Source organism: Streptomyces stelliscabiei, assembly GCF_014873495.1.
In the GTDB taxonomy this organism is placed as follows: domain Bacteria; phylum Actinomycetota; class Actinomycetes; order Streptomycetales; family Streptomycetaceae; genus Streptomyces; species Streptomyces bottropensis.
Genome location: NZ_JADBGF010000001.1, coordinates 4,625,922 through 4,640,685, shown reverse-complemented (window position 1 = coordinate 4,640,685; position 14,764 = coordinate 4,625,922). Strand labels below are relative to the sequence as shown.

General features: G+C 65.5%; 18 protein-coding genes and 4 pseudogenes. 18 read left to right on the top strand and 4 right to left on the bottom strand.

The window, feature by feature from the left end; all coding sequences use genetic code 11:
* Positions 1-67: 67 nt before the first annotated feature.
* From H4687_RS20395 to H4687_RS46535, 5 genes are all read left to right on the top strand, one after another.
* Entirely contained in the window at positions 68-442 is a 375-nt protein-coding gene (locus H4687_RS20395; protein ID WP_050398157.1) for a hypothetical protein, read from the top strand.
* A gap of 254 nt (positions 443-696) precedes the next feature.
* On the top strand, positions 697-1,077 hold the full coding sequence (locus H4687_RS20390; protein ID WP_046917742.1) for an RICIN domain-containing protein: 381 nt from the start codon (positions 697-699) through the stop codon (positions 1,075-1,077).
* A gap of 355 nt (positions 1,078-1,432) precedes the next feature.
* Positions 1,433-2,521, top strand: coding sequence for a CHAT domain-containing protein (locus H4687_RS20385; protein ID WP_050398156.1), 1,089 nt, complete (start codon positions 1,433-1,435; stop codon positions 2,519-2,521).
* The gene (locus H4687_RS46540) at positions 2,518-2,823 is read left to right on the top strand and encodes a hypothetical protein (RefSeq protein WP_046917745.1); all 306 of its coding nucleotides are present in this window, start codon (positions 2,518-2,520) and stop codon (positions 2,821-2,823) included. The genes H4687_RS20385 and H4687_RS46540 overlap by 4 nt, the downstream gene beginning before the upstream one ends.
* Entirely contained in the window at positions 2,775-3,227 is a 453-nt protein-coding gene (locus H4687_RS46535) for a hypothetical protein (RefSeq protein ID WP_046917746.1), read from the top strand. The genes H4687_RS46540 and H4687_RS46535 overlap by 49 nt, the downstream gene beginning before the upstream one ends.
* On the opposite strand, the pseudogene H4687_RS20375 reads toward H4687_RS46535, so the two are convergent.
* Positions 3,199-3,447, bottom strand: a pseudogene (locus H4687_RS20375) (GNAT family N-acetyltransferase); the annotation flags it as partial. The gene H4687_RS46535 and the pseudogene H4687_RS20375 overlap by 29 nt on opposite strands.
* Before the next feature lie 21 nt (positions 3,448-3,468).
* Between H4687_RS20375 and H4687_RS48085 the strand changes: the two are divergent.
* The 5 genes and pseudogenes from H4687_RS48085 to H4687_RS46525 form a co-directional block, all read left to right on the top strand.
* A pseudogene (locus tag H4687_RS48085) lies at positions 3,469-3,846 on the top strand (hypothetical protein); the annotation flags it as partial.
* Between the two features lie 12 nt (positions 3,847-3,858).
* A complete protein-coding gene (locus H4687_RS47540) occupies positions 3,859-3,981 on the top strand; it encodes a hypothetical protein (RefSeq protein WP_264086569.1) in 123 nt (40 codons plus the stop codon).
* Between the two features lie 376 nt (positions 3,982-4,357).
* A complete protein-coding gene (locus tag H4687_RS20360) occupies positions 4,358-4,615 on the top strand; it encodes a type II toxin-antitoxin system Phd/YefM family antitoxin (protein ID WP_192781819.1) in 258 nt (85 codons plus the stop codon).
* A 3-nt stretch (positions 4,616-4,618) separates the two neighbouring features.
* Complete coding sequence (locus H4687_RS20355) at positions 4,619-4,900, top strand: type II toxin-antitoxin system RelE family toxin (RefSeq protein WP_046917747.1); 282 nt, start codon at positions 4,619-4,621, stop codon at positions 4,898-4,900.
* A 932-nt stretch (positions 4,901-5,832) separates the two neighbouring features.
* Positions 5,833-6,318: a hypothetical protein gene (locus H4687_RS46525; RefSeq protein ID WP_225966757.1), complete on the top strand. Its 486-nt coding sequence runs from the start codon at positions 5,833-5,835 to the stop codon at positions 6,316-6,318.
* Positions 6,319-6,603: 285 nt separating this feature from the next.
* Here H4687_RS46525 and H4687_RS20345 read toward each other — a convergent pair whose 3' ends face one another.
* Positions 6,604-6,969, bottom strand: a complete 366-nt coding sequence (locus tag H4687_RS20345) for a hypothetical protein (RefSeq protein ID WP_233443319.1) — start codon at positions 6,967-6,969, stop codon at positions 6,604-6,606.
* A 285-nt stretch (positions 6,970-7,254) separates the two neighbouring features.
* On the opposite strand from H4687_RS20345, the gene H4687_RS20340 reads away from it, so the two are divergent.
* Positions 7,255-7,953 (top strand): hypothetical protein, encoded by a 699-nt coding sequence (locus H4687_RS20340; RefSeq protein ID WP_046917750.1) that lies wholly within the window; start codon positions 7,255-7,257, stop codon positions 7,951-7,953.
* Between the two features lie 179 nt (positions 7,954-8,132).
* Here the strand turns inward: H4687_RS20340 and H4687_RS20335 are convergent, their stop codons facing one another.
* Positions 8,133-8,591, bottom strand: coding sequence for a hypothetical protein (locus H4687_RS20335; RefSeq protein ID WP_046917751.1), 459 nt, complete (start codon positions 8,589-8,591; stop codon positions 8,133-8,135).
* A 403-nt stretch (positions 8,592-8,994) separates the two neighbouring features.
* Here H4687_RS20335 and H4687_RS20330 point away from each other — a divergent pair, with 403 nt between their 5' ends.
* The 3 genes from H4687_RS20330 (at position 8,995) to H4687_RS20320 (ending at position 11,523) form a co-directional block, all read left to right on the top strand.
* Positions 8,995-9,201, top strand: a complete 207-nt coding sequence (locus H4687_RS20330) for a hypothetical protein (RefSeq protein ID WP_046917752.1) — start codon at positions 8,995-8,997, stop codon at positions 9,199-9,201.
* 1,108 nt (positions 9,202-10,309) lie between these two features.
* A complete protein-coding gene (locus H4687_RS20325) occupies positions 10,310-10,912 on the top strand; it encodes an AlbA family DNA-binding domain-containing protein (protein WP_078907120.1) in 603 nt (200 codons plus the stop codon).
* A gap of 98 nt (positions 10,913-11,010) precedes the next feature.
* Positions 11,011-11,523: a hypothetical protein gene (locus tag H4687_RS20320; RefSeq protein WP_159026225.1), complete on the top strand. Its 513-nt coding sequence runs from the start codon at positions 11,011-11,013 to the stop codon at positions 11,521-11,523.
* A gap of 1,446 nt (positions 11,524-12,969) precedes the next feature.
* Here H4687_RS20320 and H4687_RS20315 read toward each other — a convergent pair.
* A pseudogene (locus tag H4687_RS20315) lies at positions 12,970-13,428 on the bottom strand (DUF1152 domain-containing protein); the annotation flags it as partial.
* A gap of 11 nt (positions 13,429-13,439) precedes the next feature.
* Here H4687_RS20315 and H4687_RS20310 point away from each other — a divergent pair.
* From H4687_RS20310 to H4687_RS20295, 4 genes and pseudogenes are all read left to right on the top strand, one after another.
* Entirely contained in the window at positions 13,440-13,724 is a 285-nt protein-coding gene (locus H4687_RS20310; RefSeq protein ID WP_046917754.1) for an SCO3933 family regulatory protein, read from the top strand.
* Between the two features lie 5 nt (positions 13,725-13,729).
* Positions 13,730-14,266: pseudogene (locus H4687_RS20305) on the top strand (FtsK/SpoIIIE domain-containing protein); the annotation flags it as partial.
* Positions 14,257-14,439: a hypothetical protein gene (locus tag H4687_RS20300; RefSeq protein WP_046917769.1), complete on the top strand. Its 183-nt coding sequence runs from the start codon at positions 14,257-14,259 to the stop codon at positions 14,437-14,439. The pseudogene H4687_RS20305 and the gene H4687_RS20300, both read left to right, overlap by 10 nt.
* Before the next feature lie 36 nt (positions 14,440-14,475).
* Positions 14,476-14,727, top strand: a complete 252-nt coding sequence (locus tag H4687_RS20295; protein ID WP_046917755.1) for a hypothetical protein — start codon at positions 14,476-14,478, stop codon at positions 14,725-14,727.
* Positions 14,728-14,764 lie beyond the last annotated feature (37 nt).

Here is a 14,764-nt window from a genome sequence, read left to right as displayed (position 1 = left end):
ATGTCAGCCGTGGATGTCAGATGCCCCGCCCTATTCGGCTACGGACGACCCCAAGGTCATCCGGCGCGTGCTCGACTCCGCAGGCGCCCGCGGCGTGCCGGATGACCTCCAAGAGCTACTGGGGGAGCCGGGCGGCGAAGAGAGCCCGGAGCCGGAGAACCCTGCGGTCACGGACCTGGTGGTGAGCATCGACGTGCCCGGCCTGCTCGCCGACCATCTGCAGGGCGCGGCCGACGTCGTTGTCCGGGCCGCGCTGGGTGACGGCCGGACCATCCGGCGGCGTCAGGGCTTCTCGCTGCGGGTGGCCGCGCCGCTCAGCGTCCACCAGGCGGCCCTGGAGGCGTGTACCGCTCTCGACGCCGACGGGGCATCACCGGCCGGACGGAAGGCCTACCGGGTCTACGCCGACCGAGTCGAAGCCGCCCGAGCAGCACGGGGGTGACCGCTGGGAGTGATGCGCGCGGACAAAGGTTGCCGGTTGTTGCCGCTTCTTGCCGGTCGTGCCGAGTTCGCGGGGCTCGATGGGTAGCGATTCCGCAGGTCAGAAGCTCCGACGATCCAGGGCGGTGCGTACAGGAGGAATCAACTTTTCTGCATGGGCCGCTTCTTATGCTTTGCCGTGTTGGGGCGGAGAGCTGGCGTGTACATGACCCAGCAGCTCTCCAACAGCAGCGTTCCAGGAAAGGGAGAAAGCGCATGCATTCCACCATCAAGACGGGGCGACGGGCCCTGGTCGTCCTGGCCGTCGCGGCGTCGGCAGTGACCGCAGCGCCGGTCGTCAACACGGCCGCAGCCGCAGGCTCGGATGCCCCGCAGGTCCAGATCCGCACGTTCGCGGACAAGTGTCTCGACGTTTACCAGGGCCGCTCCGGCGACGAGACGCCGATCTTCCAGTACGCCTGCCATGGCTCGTTCAACCAGCGGTTCAAGATCACCGAGGTCGGCAACGGTGAGGTCGAGATCCGCACGTTCGCGGACAAGTGTCTCGACGTTTACCAGGGCCGCTCCAGCGACGAGACGGGGATCCTCCAGGTCACCTGCCATGGCTCGTTCAACCAGCGGTTCAAGATCATCTGACCTGGCCCGCCCGGAGTTAGGAGGGCGATGCGGCAGGACCGACGATCGGCCCTGCCGCATCGCCGCCCAGCCGGGGCACCGCAGCGGAGAGAATACGTCGTGGGCTACGCCACCACTCCCGGCAGCCGCACCGAGATCTGGAATTGCAACGGCAGCCCCGCGCAGAAGTGGGTCTCGTTCACTCCTCCGCAGTGACGGCGAGTCCATTCCAACCTCTGGCGTCGGCTGGTCAGTTGGTCTCATAGGTGGATGAAGCCTCTGGTGGGTGGGTTCTCGACCAAGAGAACCGTCTCCACCAGGGACTTCGCATGTGTGCAATAACCCGTGAGTTCGGCATGGCCCGCAACGCCTCCAGGTGGGGTCTGACCAGGCAACACACGAGCTTCTGGACGACCGGACCGTACTGCTGACCTGGTTCCTGCCCGCCGCTGTGAGTGGCGCGGCCGTGCTTCTCGCGGTCACCAGGCAGAGCCGGGAGCTCGTCGTGCACCTGGGCGACGGCGCGGACGAGAACAACGACCGGCACCCGGTGGCGGACCGGGTCGAGGCGATCCGGACGGAGGTCGAACGCGACCCGTTGTTCGGCGATGTGACGCCGGAAGGTAGCCGACTGCTGCGGCAGCCGGGCGACATGCCGCTCGGCGGCAGCGAACTGTGGGACAAGTGGCGGGCCCAGGGCAAGGAGCGGGTCCTGGCTTGGCCGCACGGCGCGCTGCACTACCTGCCGCTACCGCTGTGCCGCACCGGGGACCGGATGATCGCCGACGACTGGACGGTCACCACCATCGCCGGCCTCGAAGCCCTGATGCCAGCCGCAGGCCCCGTACGGCCGCGCCGCACCGCGGTGCTGGCCTCCGCTGACGGCGGCGTGCCCTACGGGCTGCACGCCGAACCGGCGCTGGAGGAACACGCGCGGAAAGTCGCCGACGCGGTCGGCACGGACGCCGCCACCGGGCCCGCGGCCACGCGTGACAGGCTGCTCGCCGAACTGGCCACGGCGGGCGTGGTCCACATCGCCGTACACGGGACGCTGGACCAGGACGCGCCGTGGATGCACTGCCTCTGTCTCACCCCGGACCGTGATGACGACGGCCGGGTCTTCGCCTACGACTTCCTGGAGGCCGACCTGCGCGGTGTCCGCCTGGTCACTCTCGCCGCGTGCGAGTCCGCGCTGGGCCGATTCGACCGCGCGGACAACGTCCGTGGCATCCCGTCGGCACTGATCACCGCCGGCGCGCAGGCCGTCGTCGGGTGTCTGTGGCCCGTACGCCCGGAGCCGGCCACGTACTTCTACCACCACATGCACCATCGGATCGCGCACGGCACGGACCCGGAGCGCGCCTTCCGCGAGGCCCAACTCGCCACCCGTGCCCGGCATCCCCACTACCGTGACTGGGGAGCGTTCACCTACCTGCATGGTCGGAGCAAGGGAGCCGTGGCATGACCGAGGTCCGGTGGCACGATGTCGAGCTTGTGCCGGAGCGCACGCTCGGCAGCCCGGCCGACGACGAGCCGCTGCGCGGCAGGCTCACGTTCGGCTGGGACGTGCTGCCCGTCGACCACGAGGGCGTGCCCGCTCAGTGGGCGTCCTACGTCAAGGCAACGCCCGACCGCGAGTTCCGGCAACTCCTGATGGTGTGCTCGTTCCGTCCGGAGACACCGGCCGGCAAAGGTGCGTTCCGCCACGCCTCCCTGGGGTGGCACTGTCCACACCGGACGGCCGAGCACGGCCCGTCGCGCGTCTGATCGACCCCGGCGAGCGCACCCGTCCGGTCGTCGGCTCCGGCATGGGCATGAGCTTCGCGGTCAAGGCAGGTCTGCTGGACGTGGGCGTGGAGAAGCCGCCGGGTGCGGGGCCGGAGAGGGCCGAGTGGATCGTCCGCGGCCACGGCGCGTCCCAGCCGAACCCGCAGTGGGAGTTCCGCCAGGTCAAGGGCTTCTCGTTGGTCGGCGACCACCCGGTGGCAGCGCTGGTGGAACTCGTGCCCGACCGGCTGAACACGGCGGAGGTGCTGGTGGCGGCAGAACTGGAGCACCGCAGCTGGGGATCCGCCGCTACAGGGCACGGCTCGCACCGTCGCCACACGCCATCGTGCTGGCCGGGTGACCCCGCCACATCCGTCAGCGGATTGCGCGGATCACCACGGTGAGGACCGGTGAGGACCGGCTCTGGCCGGTATCCTCGTACCCCCACGACTTGTAGAGCGCGTGGACCTTTCCGTCCCCAGCGGCTGGGTTGACCATGAGCGTGACGTACGGCTCGTCGCCGCGTGTGGCGAGGAGGGCGTCATGGATACGCCGGGCGGTGCCGGTCTTGCGCCAGACCAACCGGACGCCGATCTCCTTCAGGGCCACGGCCGGTCGCTCGGTCGGGCTGCGCCGGGGTGAGGCGTGCGGGCAGAAGTGGACCGACACCGACCTGGATGCCGGTCTCACCGTCGCCAAGCAACTCGTCGTGGACGGCTGGGAGGTGTACGAGGACGACCCCAAGACCGACGCCGGCGCGCGCACCATCGCGCTCGACCCCGACACCGTCCAGGCCCTCAAGCGTCACCGCGTCCAACAGGACAAGGACCCAAGGAGTGGGGGAGCGCCTGGGGGGAGACCGGACGGGTCTTCACCCGCGAGAACGGCGAACTGCTCCACCCCGCCAACGTCACGCGACGGTTCATCGAGCTGTACGAGGAGATCGGCCTCCCACCGGTCCCGCTCCACGACCTCCGCCACGGCGCCGCGACCCTCGCCCACGCGGCCGGAGCCGACCTGAAGGACATCCAAGAGATGCTCGGCCACTCCTCGATCACCATCACGGCCGACACGTACACGAGCCTGCCCCCCGAGGCGGACCTGGCGATCGCCGAGGCTTGCGGCCAGGCGCGTACCGCGCGCCAGCGCCACCTCTGAGAACACCGCCCCCGAAGCGGAACCCGAGCTCGACGATACGGAGAAGCCCGGCCCGGATCCCGTGCCGGTTGGTGCCGATCCCTTGGCGATATTCGGTGGATCAGCTCCCCGTCCGCTCACGCAAACGGCCCCGGACGAGGAGGTGCTGCTGGCCTACACCGGCCTGCGCTGGGGCGAGGCATCCGCGCTGAAGGCGGGCCGCGTCGACCTCGACGCCTGCGGGCGCACATCGTCGAGGCGCACAGCGAGGACAACGGCAAGCTCTATCTCGCCCCCAAGAACCACGAAGCCAACGGGACCGTGCGCCAGTGGACGGATTTCCGCCTTCATGTACATCTGCTACATTGATTACATGAGGGATCCGGTGGTTGAATCCATGGCCGAGGTCCGCAGCCACCTCGCCGACGTCATCGATCGCGCTCGCCGGGAGGAAACCCCGACGATCATCACCCGGCGCGGCAAGCATGAAGCTGTCGTGATCGATATCCAGGAGTACCAGCGCCTGCGACAGATCGCCGAAGAGGCCGAAGAGGCGTGGCTCAACCGGCTGGCCGACGAAGCCGAGTCCGAGGGCACAAAAGGGTCGGTCTCGTTCGAAGAGATGGCTGCCTTGCTCCGCGCCCATGAGGGCTGACCCATGGGGCACGTCACGCGCTTCACGCCGCACGCGCAGCGGGACATGCTCAAGATCCCGCGCCCGGATGCCCTGCGTATCCTGTATCGCCTCACTGAACTTCAGAAGGCAATGGATGCGGGCGATACGACTGCGCTCGACATCAAGGCCCTCCAAGGGCACAACGCGCGTTGGCGACTCAGGGTCGGTGACTACCGCATCGTCTACACCGTCGAGGACGGCCAACTCATCGTGTGGGTCCTGGCCGTCGGCAACCGCCGCGACGTCTACCGCCAGGTTCCGTAGGACTCCGCCACGCAGTCGGTGTCGGCAGTCCGCCGTGGGATGCGGGAGCGTGCGCCCTTCGTTTCGTCTGTTCAGGCTGCTGCGGAGCACCCGAGATTCGCACTCGTGAGGGGTTGCCCCCAACACCCTTCCAGATGTTCGTCTGGAGGTTCGGGTGGATCGGGGTGTCCTGACCTGTGGTGGAGCGGGGGCTGGACAGACGGTGGACGGCGCCGGACGAGGCCCGGACGATGCTGATCCGTTGGGCGATGTTCGGCAAAGCAACTCCTCGTCCGCTCACGCAAACGGCCCCGGACGAGGAGTCCGAGGCCGACCAAAGCGCCTGCCTGGGGAAGAAACCCCAGGTCAGAGCGGCAACGCGTTGTGCCCCCGGCAGGATTCGAACCTGCGACACCCGCTTTAGGAGTTCGATCTCCTCTCGTCCCGGATGGGGCACACCTCAGTTACCGGTGCCACGCGTAGGTGCTGAGTGTCGCCGCCGTCCGGGGGCGTCGATGTCAACGTTGGATGTCAGCGGAAGAGCTGAGGCACGGGGCAGGGCTCCAAAGGCTCATCCGGCCGGTCGGCCCAGTTCCACCAGACATGCCGACCGCTACACCTCCACAACGTCCGGCAGGTCCGCCGGCCATCGTCCTCCCGCCTGGAGAGGACGAAGCCACCAGACTTCATGGGCTGGCTGCACTCGGGACAGGCCGCGGCGTCGTCGGTCATGCCGCGCACCTTAACGGAGCGACCGCTTCGTCCCGAAGCAACTTGGGTGGGGGTGCTGCCTTGGGCTGGTGTGGCTCTCACCTGTGCTGATGGTCCGCAGGCGTCCGTGCTTGTTCGCCGGTGTTCGTGGGCGTTGTCACGCAGTTAGACACTCACCGGCGGATCGCACGATGCTGCACAGCCGTGGCCGGGTCGGGGCTGGTCCAGTAGAGAATGGCACGGTGGACGTAGCTGCGGAACTGCGCGCTCTTACTGGCTCTCTGTCGCGGGAAGACGGGGTCTTCGGCCGCTTGGTGGATCAGGCCGGCGGATCCGTTCCGGGACTCGTTCGCCAAGTGGCCGCCGAGGCCGAAGAGGCTTGGAAGCAGTATGCAGTGGAAGGTGCAGTCGGCCCGGACACACCAGTAGAGATCGACGACGCACTCTTGCAGATCGACGCTGAGCGCGCAGCGGAGCTCTTGACCTACCTGGCGACCTACGACCTTGTGTTCCCGGGCTCAGGACGCCGAGACCGCGCACACGCCCGGAGAGCGGCGGAACGTGTTGTCCGTCTGCTGGGCTATGAGGCCACCTGGTACACGAACATCATCGATCTCTCGCCCGGAGCCCGAGCGTGGAACCCGGTCACCCGGCATACCTTCGATGGGGTCGTTGCGGGGGCCGGCGGCTCCTTCGCCGTGGCGTTGGTACAGGTAGGTGAGGACTGAGCCCTGCCGGCACTCTGCTGCTGTGTCAGCCGCGGCGTTGTGCGAGCACCGCTTGAGGAGTTCGATCCGGGCCCGTTCCGGCCGCTGCCGGTGACTGGTGCGACGGCCGGACAGGGATGCTGGTGTACGCCCCCGTCCGGCGTCGTTGATGTCAGCCGTGGATGTCAGAGACCTTCCGATCCGTAGCTCTGGAAAGGTCGGTCATTGGCGGTCATACAGGCTGCCGGGAAGAGCGTGGCAGCCGGTGTTGTGCTGGCGGTTGCTGGGGTTGCTGTACAGCAACGGCTACCAGTCCCGCCAGTCGTCCGTGATCTCGGTGCGGCTGATGCCTCGCCTCGCCGCCAGGGCGGGGACGTCGATGCCGTGCTCCATCAAGGTCTGATCGATGTAGAGGCACAGCTCTTCACGCTCCTGGGTCTCGTAGCCGGCGCCGTCGTGGTCCTCGTTGATCTCGTTCAGCACCAGAACGACATGCTTGATCGCTTCGAAGACCTGCTCGTTGTCCTGGTCCCGGAGCGCCTCTACGTCCGACTCGAACGTACGCAGGGCCTCATCCGTCGCCGCCAGGAGCGACTCAGGGAAGAGCTCCGACAGGAAAGCATCGCTCGGGGCCCGTCTCCCTACCGCGAGCTCCGTTGCCTCTTCGTCCACCCGTGAACGCCAACGTGCTGATGGTCTGATTGCCATGTACGGACCGTAGGCCCAGGCTCTGACACTGGCGTTGCTGCGCACGCTTTCCAACTGTGGTGGTGGGGTGGCGGGCGTCGTTCCCGGGCGTTCACCTGCGTTCATGGGCGGTCGGTCATCGGGGCGGGGACGGCTCTGGGTCTCGTCTGAACGACCGTGAACGGCGCTGAATGAGACGGGAACTGAGACGGAGCGGGGGCCGGGCCCTCACGCCCTGGTGGTGTCGGTCCCTCGTGCCATCATCCTCGCGTGTTGAAGATCCCCGGATATGAAGGTGGCCCTCTGGTCGAGGGTGGCGCCTACCTTGACGATCCGTTGTTTTGGCCCGTGCACCTCGGCACCTGTTTGCGCGGCGAGGACGCGCAACGAGCCGCGTTCGGAGCTGACTGGGACGCGGCCATGGAGCTCTACCGCGTGCTCTCCGCCGAGCAGGAGTGGCCGATGTTCAGCGTGCCCCTCCGCTCCGGCCACACGATCTACGTCGTCTATCGCAACTTCGACGGAGAGCGAGGGGTGGACTATCTGATCCATCACCCGACTTGGCCGGCAGCGGAAACCCTCGCTGTGGATGACGGTCACTTCATGGGCCCCGGCATGGCCTGGCCGGAGTTGCTGTCCGCTGCTCGACAGTCGTCAACAAAGGGCGTTGACGACCCCGACGCCCGTCTCTTGCTGCTCTTCCCCACACTCGGCGACGCGCGACTTCCCGACGACGCAACCGTCGCCCTCACCACCGCGCTCAGCGCTCTCACCTTGATCGAGCAGCCCGCCGACGTGGCGAGCATTCTCCTTGAGAACCAGGGCCAATGGGCTCCCGCTTGCTGGACGCTGGCAGACGGCGTCTGGATCAACGATGGTGGACACTCCTACCGAAACCCCAGCAACGCTTTCGCTCTGCCTGAGGGACGTCTTCTGGAGATCAGTAGCGCGCTGCACGACGGGAGCTGAGCACCGCTTTAGGAGAGCGGCTGGGCGGTAGGTGACCTGCGGATACTTCGACCAAGTCAGTCGGACCGATTGTGCCTGCGAGTCACCCCTGTTGACCGCGGCTGACCCCTGTATCTGGCACGACTGTGGCACGCGACGCGTAGACGGCTCGGAACCTGGCCCGCCGCCTTGCCCGGTGATCAACCGCCGTAGCGGCTGCGCAAATCCTCGGTGATGCGCGACATCAGCCCGGTAGCGCCCTGCAACGGTGTCTCTCGAAGTGGACGCTCCACCTGGGGATCGTAGGCAGTCAGCCCAGTCTCCTTCTCGACGATGGCCGCAAGGGCGAAGACCTTGTCGAGTACGACCACAGCGTCGTCCCCCGCATGCCAGTAGGGCACAGTAATGCTCACCTCGTCGCCGAAGACGGACAGGTCGATGCCGGTGCCCGAGTGGCTCAGGTCCCGCGACTCCTGCCCATATTCCGTGATCTCTACTTCGCCCAGCAGGGTCCGAGCCTGCGGCACGATTCGGCCCCAAGCTTCAAGGAGGCGGGAAGGGATCGGCTCGCTCTCCTCGGCTGCGTCCTCCACGGCCTCCAGGGCGTCATCCCAGGACTGCCCGTCGCGTCGGCTCAAGAAGTAGATGTCGTAGCTCACCGCGCGATCGTAGACACTCGTACGCTCCGGGGGCAGGACTTGAGGTCGATTGCCGCCGGTGACTTGGCTGGTACCTCAGCTTGGGAAGCTCGTGTTTTCCGGCCTGCGAAGCCTGGCTGACCTGCGACTAAGGGCGCTGCCGCTCTGGTGGATCGCCGCTTGATTCCCCGCTGTTCCCCGTGATTCCCCGCTGGATCTAGCACGCGTCTGGCACGGACCTCTTCGTCCCGGACTACGGGCGGGATGGTCGCTGAGGTCTCCGAGGCGCGTCAGTCGGCTGCTTGGGTTTGAGGGCGGTCCGGTCGTTGGCACGGCGGGCTGTACTTCACTGCTGTACGGCACCTCAGGAAGGTCTGCCCCGGCGGGACAGCGTGATGGTCGGGGCTTGCGCGATCATGAGCGCATGGAATCGTGGACGATCAAACACTTCTCGCAGGCCAACCCGGCGGGAGCGGGGCAGGATGACGTGCCTGCGCTGCTCCGTAGGGTCGCAGACTCGATCGAAAGCCTTGGCTTGGTTGAGGTTCAGGATCTCGTCATGCATACGGAGGTCACTGCGGACGGCGGTTGGCCGAGTCTTACGGTGTACTTCAGCGACGCTGAAGACTGATGTGGTATGCACACGGACGCTTTGCACTTGGTCCGCTTCCTTATCAGGTCGATCAGTGGGAGTCGGCACCGGCGGCCAACCGGCGCTCCGTCTCGGTCCTGCGTCCGCTGGGGTCCGACGCCGGCCACTGCTGTTCGCGCCTGTTGGTGTCAGTCGCTCCGTGCGACCTTGACAAGCGTTGCCGCGTCCACTCTGCGTTCCGCCGGCCCCCTCGATGCGAACTACGGGCGGGGCGGTCACTGAGGTCTGCTGGGCTGGTCGCCCGGGTGCCTGCGGTCGGTGACGACGGGCTGCGGTCGCCGTAGTTGCTGTACTTCGCTGCTGTACAGCAGCGAAGTCTCTCGGGGTGTCACTGCCAGTTCTCCGGGCTTCGGCATAACCCTCCCAGTGTCGCAGATCAACTCGGGGAGCCCAGGCCAGAGCGGGGTGGGGGTGGTCACCCGTGGGTGGCGTCTGTCGGCGTTGGTCGGCTTCGGACGGCCCAGGGACGGCCCAGGAGCTCGGAGGCGCGGTCGGGCCTTGAGTGATCAGGCGTCCTGAGTGTAGGGATTGACAGTTGGTGTCAGTGTGACCCCGTGGCCCCCCGCTCAGTCGGGCGCACCAGGGGCGCAGCGGGGGGAGAAGCTCTGTGGCAGATCTGGCGGCATGGTTGGGCGGCATCGGCGGAGCAATCGGAGCTCTCAGCGGGCCGACCGCCGTCTACGTCGCGATTCAGCAGCGTCGGCTTGAGAAGCACATGCGGGATGCTCCTCCCGTCGAAGTTGGAGCCCACCTCCTGGTGCTGATCAGGATCGCTGGTGACGCATCCCAGACATATCGCGACCAAGCTTGGTGGCAGAACTCCGGAGGGCGACAGGCCGTCGATGGGCTTCGCCAGCTAGAGCCGATGGTGGGCAGCGTGAATCTGAGATCGAGCCTCGTCAGTGTCAGGTCGAGCTACGAAGCGTCCAGCTCAACTCTGACAAGCGGCACGATGGCTCAGAACACGCAGATCAGTACGGTCGCCAACCAAGCGACTCGCGCCAGGGAACTTGAAACACGAGCTAAGCGAGCTCTAAAGCTCTGGCAGGATCAAAGCTGATGAATGGGACCTTAAAGGGAGAATAACGTGCCATTGGCTTACGGAGACATTTACCGTCTCGCCTCTCAGCCCGAGAGCGAGACTCTCGAAGTTTTGCACGCCCTCCCTCACCCGCGAGACTTGGCCCGAATTATCGCAGCATTCGCCAACACTGCGGGTGGAGTCGTCCTCTTTGGCATCCGCGACGACAAGCCATGGCCTGATCGCCTTATCGGGATCGATGAAAGTCGCCTGCACCAGCGGGTGGATCAAGCCCTCTCCATGATTCACCCAGCAGTTGACGTTTCCATCAATGCGCCGCAGATCGAGGGAAAGGCTATCGGCGCAGTAGAAATTCCAGCACCAGTTAGCGGATTTACTATGGTTCGCGGCCAAGCTTGGGTGAGAACTGATGATCGAGTCTTGCCTGCAACCGTTGATCAAATCGTGAGTCGCGTTAATGACGGTTCAACACAAGACCGTGCACAAACGGATGAAGTGGCCCAGCTAGTCGACGTCATCGTCAGCCAGGCGGGAATCATTGAGGAGCTCAATGACGACCATAAGTCGAAACCACCTTTCGCAGCAGTAGTGGTCGCCGGAGTGGTCGGGTTGCTGTTGGGGGCGGCACTCACATTGCTGCTGGTTTGATTCGAAATTGAATGTAGTGAAATCGAGGGCAAATGGCACCAACACATTGGATTGCGGCAGCCGAAGGTGCCAACGCCAGCTGGAAAATCTCCCTAACTGTGGCAGCAATCCCCGCAATCGCCGCCATTGTTGCAGCCGTAATCGCTGCAAGATCAGCAAAAATTGCAAAAAGATCCGAATTGGAAGCTCAGAGACTTCGAGAGCTAGAGGCAAGGATATCCGAAAAGAAGTACGACACCTATAAGCCCATGATTAACACGCTCAAGGACATGCTAGACCGCCGCGCGGTGGATGAGGATACACTCAGGAGTCACATTTCGGAGTTCGCGACATGGGTGGCAATTTTCGGGTCCGATGAAGCCGTGGAGTCCTTCCATAACTTCATGCAGGCGAGCTTCAACCCTCCGCCTCCGATCGTTTACATGAGGCTATACGCCGACTTCGTGCTATCAGCCCGCCGCGATATGGGATACCCCGACACGAGCAGCACCCGGAAGCAGATACTGGGGGCTCGGATTACTGACGTCCACACTCATCCACTATTCTCACAAATAGATAAGCCTTTTGCTGATCTATGCCGCGATGCAGGATGGACTCCACCTTGGCTGTAACGGGCGGCACCTCAGCCCACCACTCACCTCAGCTCTCATCCCGTCTGCCGTCGACCCACACACCGTGGAGCGGGCGTGGTTCCTGGCGTCCAGGTGGAGCGCGCCACTGTACGAACGACCTGGACGCCAGGGGCCGCGTCTGCTCGGCTCTGCCTGGGTCGACGGCAGACGGGATGGGAGCTCCCCGCGCACACCACAAACGGCCGGCACTCGCGAACGGCGCCCCCGCCATCTCGGAGCCTGAGCGCCCCCGCCGGAGGCATGTCTTTGACCTGCAGGTGACTTCCTCGCTTCTGCCCGCATGCACGTAGCGCGCCGTGCGCGGGCTCTTGAACCCGTAAAGAATGTTGTAACTCAGTCGGCGACGTTGGGCGCGTCGGGCATCACCTGGGACTAGACGCGGCGACGTTGGGCGACGTTGGGCTGTGTCCATGCCCGATCAAGCAACAGTGCCGAGGTCGGCCGATGCATGAGCGATGCCCCGGCCCCGTGGCAGAGGTGCGCCGCATGTATTTCTACATACTTGGCCCAACGAGAATATTCCGCGCAAACGACCGAGCAGGTGACCACGGGTAATCCGATTATCATCAGGTGAGGTGAATTTATGTATCTAAATTCACTCGACTGGGTGCTTTTTGCAGGCGGGAGCTGTAAGAGCCGCGAACGGGGAGCCCAGTGCCTGACGGAGGACTTACTCTGGGCTCCCCGTCTATAGCGGGGGTCAGCAGTCGACCCTCTAACAGGCTAGGAACTCGTGGTCATCCCGAGTCGCCAAACTTTGAGCGACCACAGTCCTGCCTGAGTTAGGAGTGCTCAGGTGAGCACTGAGGAAATCTCCCACCCTGCCTTGCGCATTGAGGTGTCTGGCTTGGAAAGTTCCAACTCAGACCAACTGCGAGATGTGGTGCGCGCTGTCCTTGAACAGGAACTTGAGCGCATCCTTCTAGGGTCCGAGGAAAGCAAGGGTGGGATTCCCGTATCAGGCTCCCCCACGCTGATTGTGGAGTTGGTGACGGGGTGTTCCTCGTCAGGGGACGTAGTATTGGCCGTCGCGAAGGTCATGGCAGCGTCTGGCCTGTTCGCCCTAGAGCTATTGACCGGCGTCCCTGGGCTGCACGCATTGCTGACAGCGTTGGGGATGGAGGGGGTATTCTTCCTTAGTAGCGTCCTGGAGGAAATCTCTAGGCGAATGCCAAAGATTCGCAAGATGCGATACAAGAAGTAACCCCCTTCGCGGAAATAGCCTTGGCCCGCTCCGCATGAAGCGGGCCAAGGGGAGATTGATCACCCTAAATCTTGCATTCGGCGTGTCCGAAGGCTTCAACGTCCCCGGTTCATCATGGTTGCGGTTGATTAGCCATTCCGATTAGGAAACGGGGTAAAAGTAGCTCGCAAGGATTATTGGTCGCACGATATAATAATAATACAAGAGTATTCTGCATGCTTCTACGGGTTTCCTGAAATGCTCCATAGAGGTGGAGTGTGTTGCCCGGGTTTATTAGCCAGGAGTAGATCCTTGAGTCCTTGCCGCTGGCTGCCCGGCAGGCCTAGGGCCTCAGTGATTCGGCGGAACGTCGTGTGGGTGACTCCGCGGTTCCGGGCTTCGGCTTCGAACTGGTCGAGTTGAGTCAGCACGGCCTGGGGGTCGAGCTGTACCGGTGGCTTGTCCTTGAGCCGTGCGGCCTTGTTGCGCTCGTAGTCGATCTCTGAGTAGCCACAGATTTCGCGGCTGTGTGCTTCTGCCTCGTTCAGGGTGGCGGTTGTCGTGATGGCGCGGGCCAACTGGTTGCCGCTCAGTGCCTCGTCTAGGTCGACCTCGTGGACGGTCGGACCTTCGTCGGTGAGAGGGACGGGGAGTCCGGCGTCCCGCATTTCGCACGTGCCGCGTACGCCTCGGGGAAGCGCCGGCGCCGAAGGTGCGCGACCGGCAGACCGGTGAGATCGCCAAGGACGCCGTGAGCGGTGAGGCACTGATGACGGTCGGCGTCGTCTTCATCGACGAAGGCGAGTCGTCCCTGATCCAGGTCACCATCCCCGAGAGCGGGGTGACCGACGGGCTGACGGTCGGTGCTCCCGTCGCGCTGCCAGGGCTCGTCGCCCGGCCGTGGGAGAGCGTGTTCAACGGCCAGCAGCGGCACGGCATCGCCTACCGGGCCACTGCCGTGGCTCCGGGTGCCTTCCCGATGGCGCAGGCGGGCTGATCGCCGTGACCGACTTGGTGACGCTGGCCGAGTGGGGTGCGCCGCTTGCTGTGATTGGCGGTGGCGCGTTCTACGCCCGGCACGCCCGCCCTGCGGCGTACTGGTCTACGGTCGGGCTGCCGGTCTCGGTGGCCCGGCTGCTGGCCTCGTACTCCTCGACCATGGATGCGTGCGGCCTGACGGTCCCGCCGTCCCGGTGGAGGGCGCTGGCCGTCAAGGCGACCACTCGGAGGGAGGTCCGGCCGGTGCCGCCTCGGCGGGGCATGATCCGGCCCACCTCGACCGGCCTGCGGCTCCGGCTGCGGCTGGCCCCGGGGCAGGAACCTGCGGATGTGGCGGCCTCGGCCGAGCGTCTGCGGCACGCCTGGGGCGTTCACGCCGTGTACGTGCGGGACGTCAAGCCCGGGGTCGTGGAACTGCGGCTCGTCGGCTTCGACGTCCTGAGGAAGGTGCGGATGCCCCGCCGTACCGGCGCCGGACCGCTTCGGGTGCCGGTGGCGCTGCGCGAGGACGCGACGGCCTTCGTAGCTCGCTGCCGCTCGTCTTCGTCCTGGGCGTCATCGCCTGGGCCGCGATCAAGTTCCTCGGCATCCGCCTGTGGGTTGCCGCCGTGATCGCACTGTTCGGCTTCTGGCTCTCGCACACCATCCTCGCCCCGGTCATCGAGTCCGGCACCCGCTCCGGGGTCGACGTCGTCAACGGCAACCGCGACTGAACCAACGACCGCACACAACCACAAAGGAGACCTGCCGTGTTCCGTCCCAAGCTGCCCGACACTCCGCACGTCCCGAGCATCACCACGCACATCCCGCAGAACCACGCCCCGGTTCCGGCTCACTCCGCCGGCCGCCCGCTCGCCCCGTTCGTGGGCGCGGTCGCCGCCGTGGTCGTCGTCGGCGTCGTCCTCACCGCGCTCCTGGCGGCGGTCGCCGTCTCGGCAATCTCCGTGGCCATCGCCGCCGTCGTCCTGCGCTCCCTCGTCAACAACGCGCACAAGCACTGACCGGCCACCGGGGCGGCAACAAGCCGCCAAGCATCCC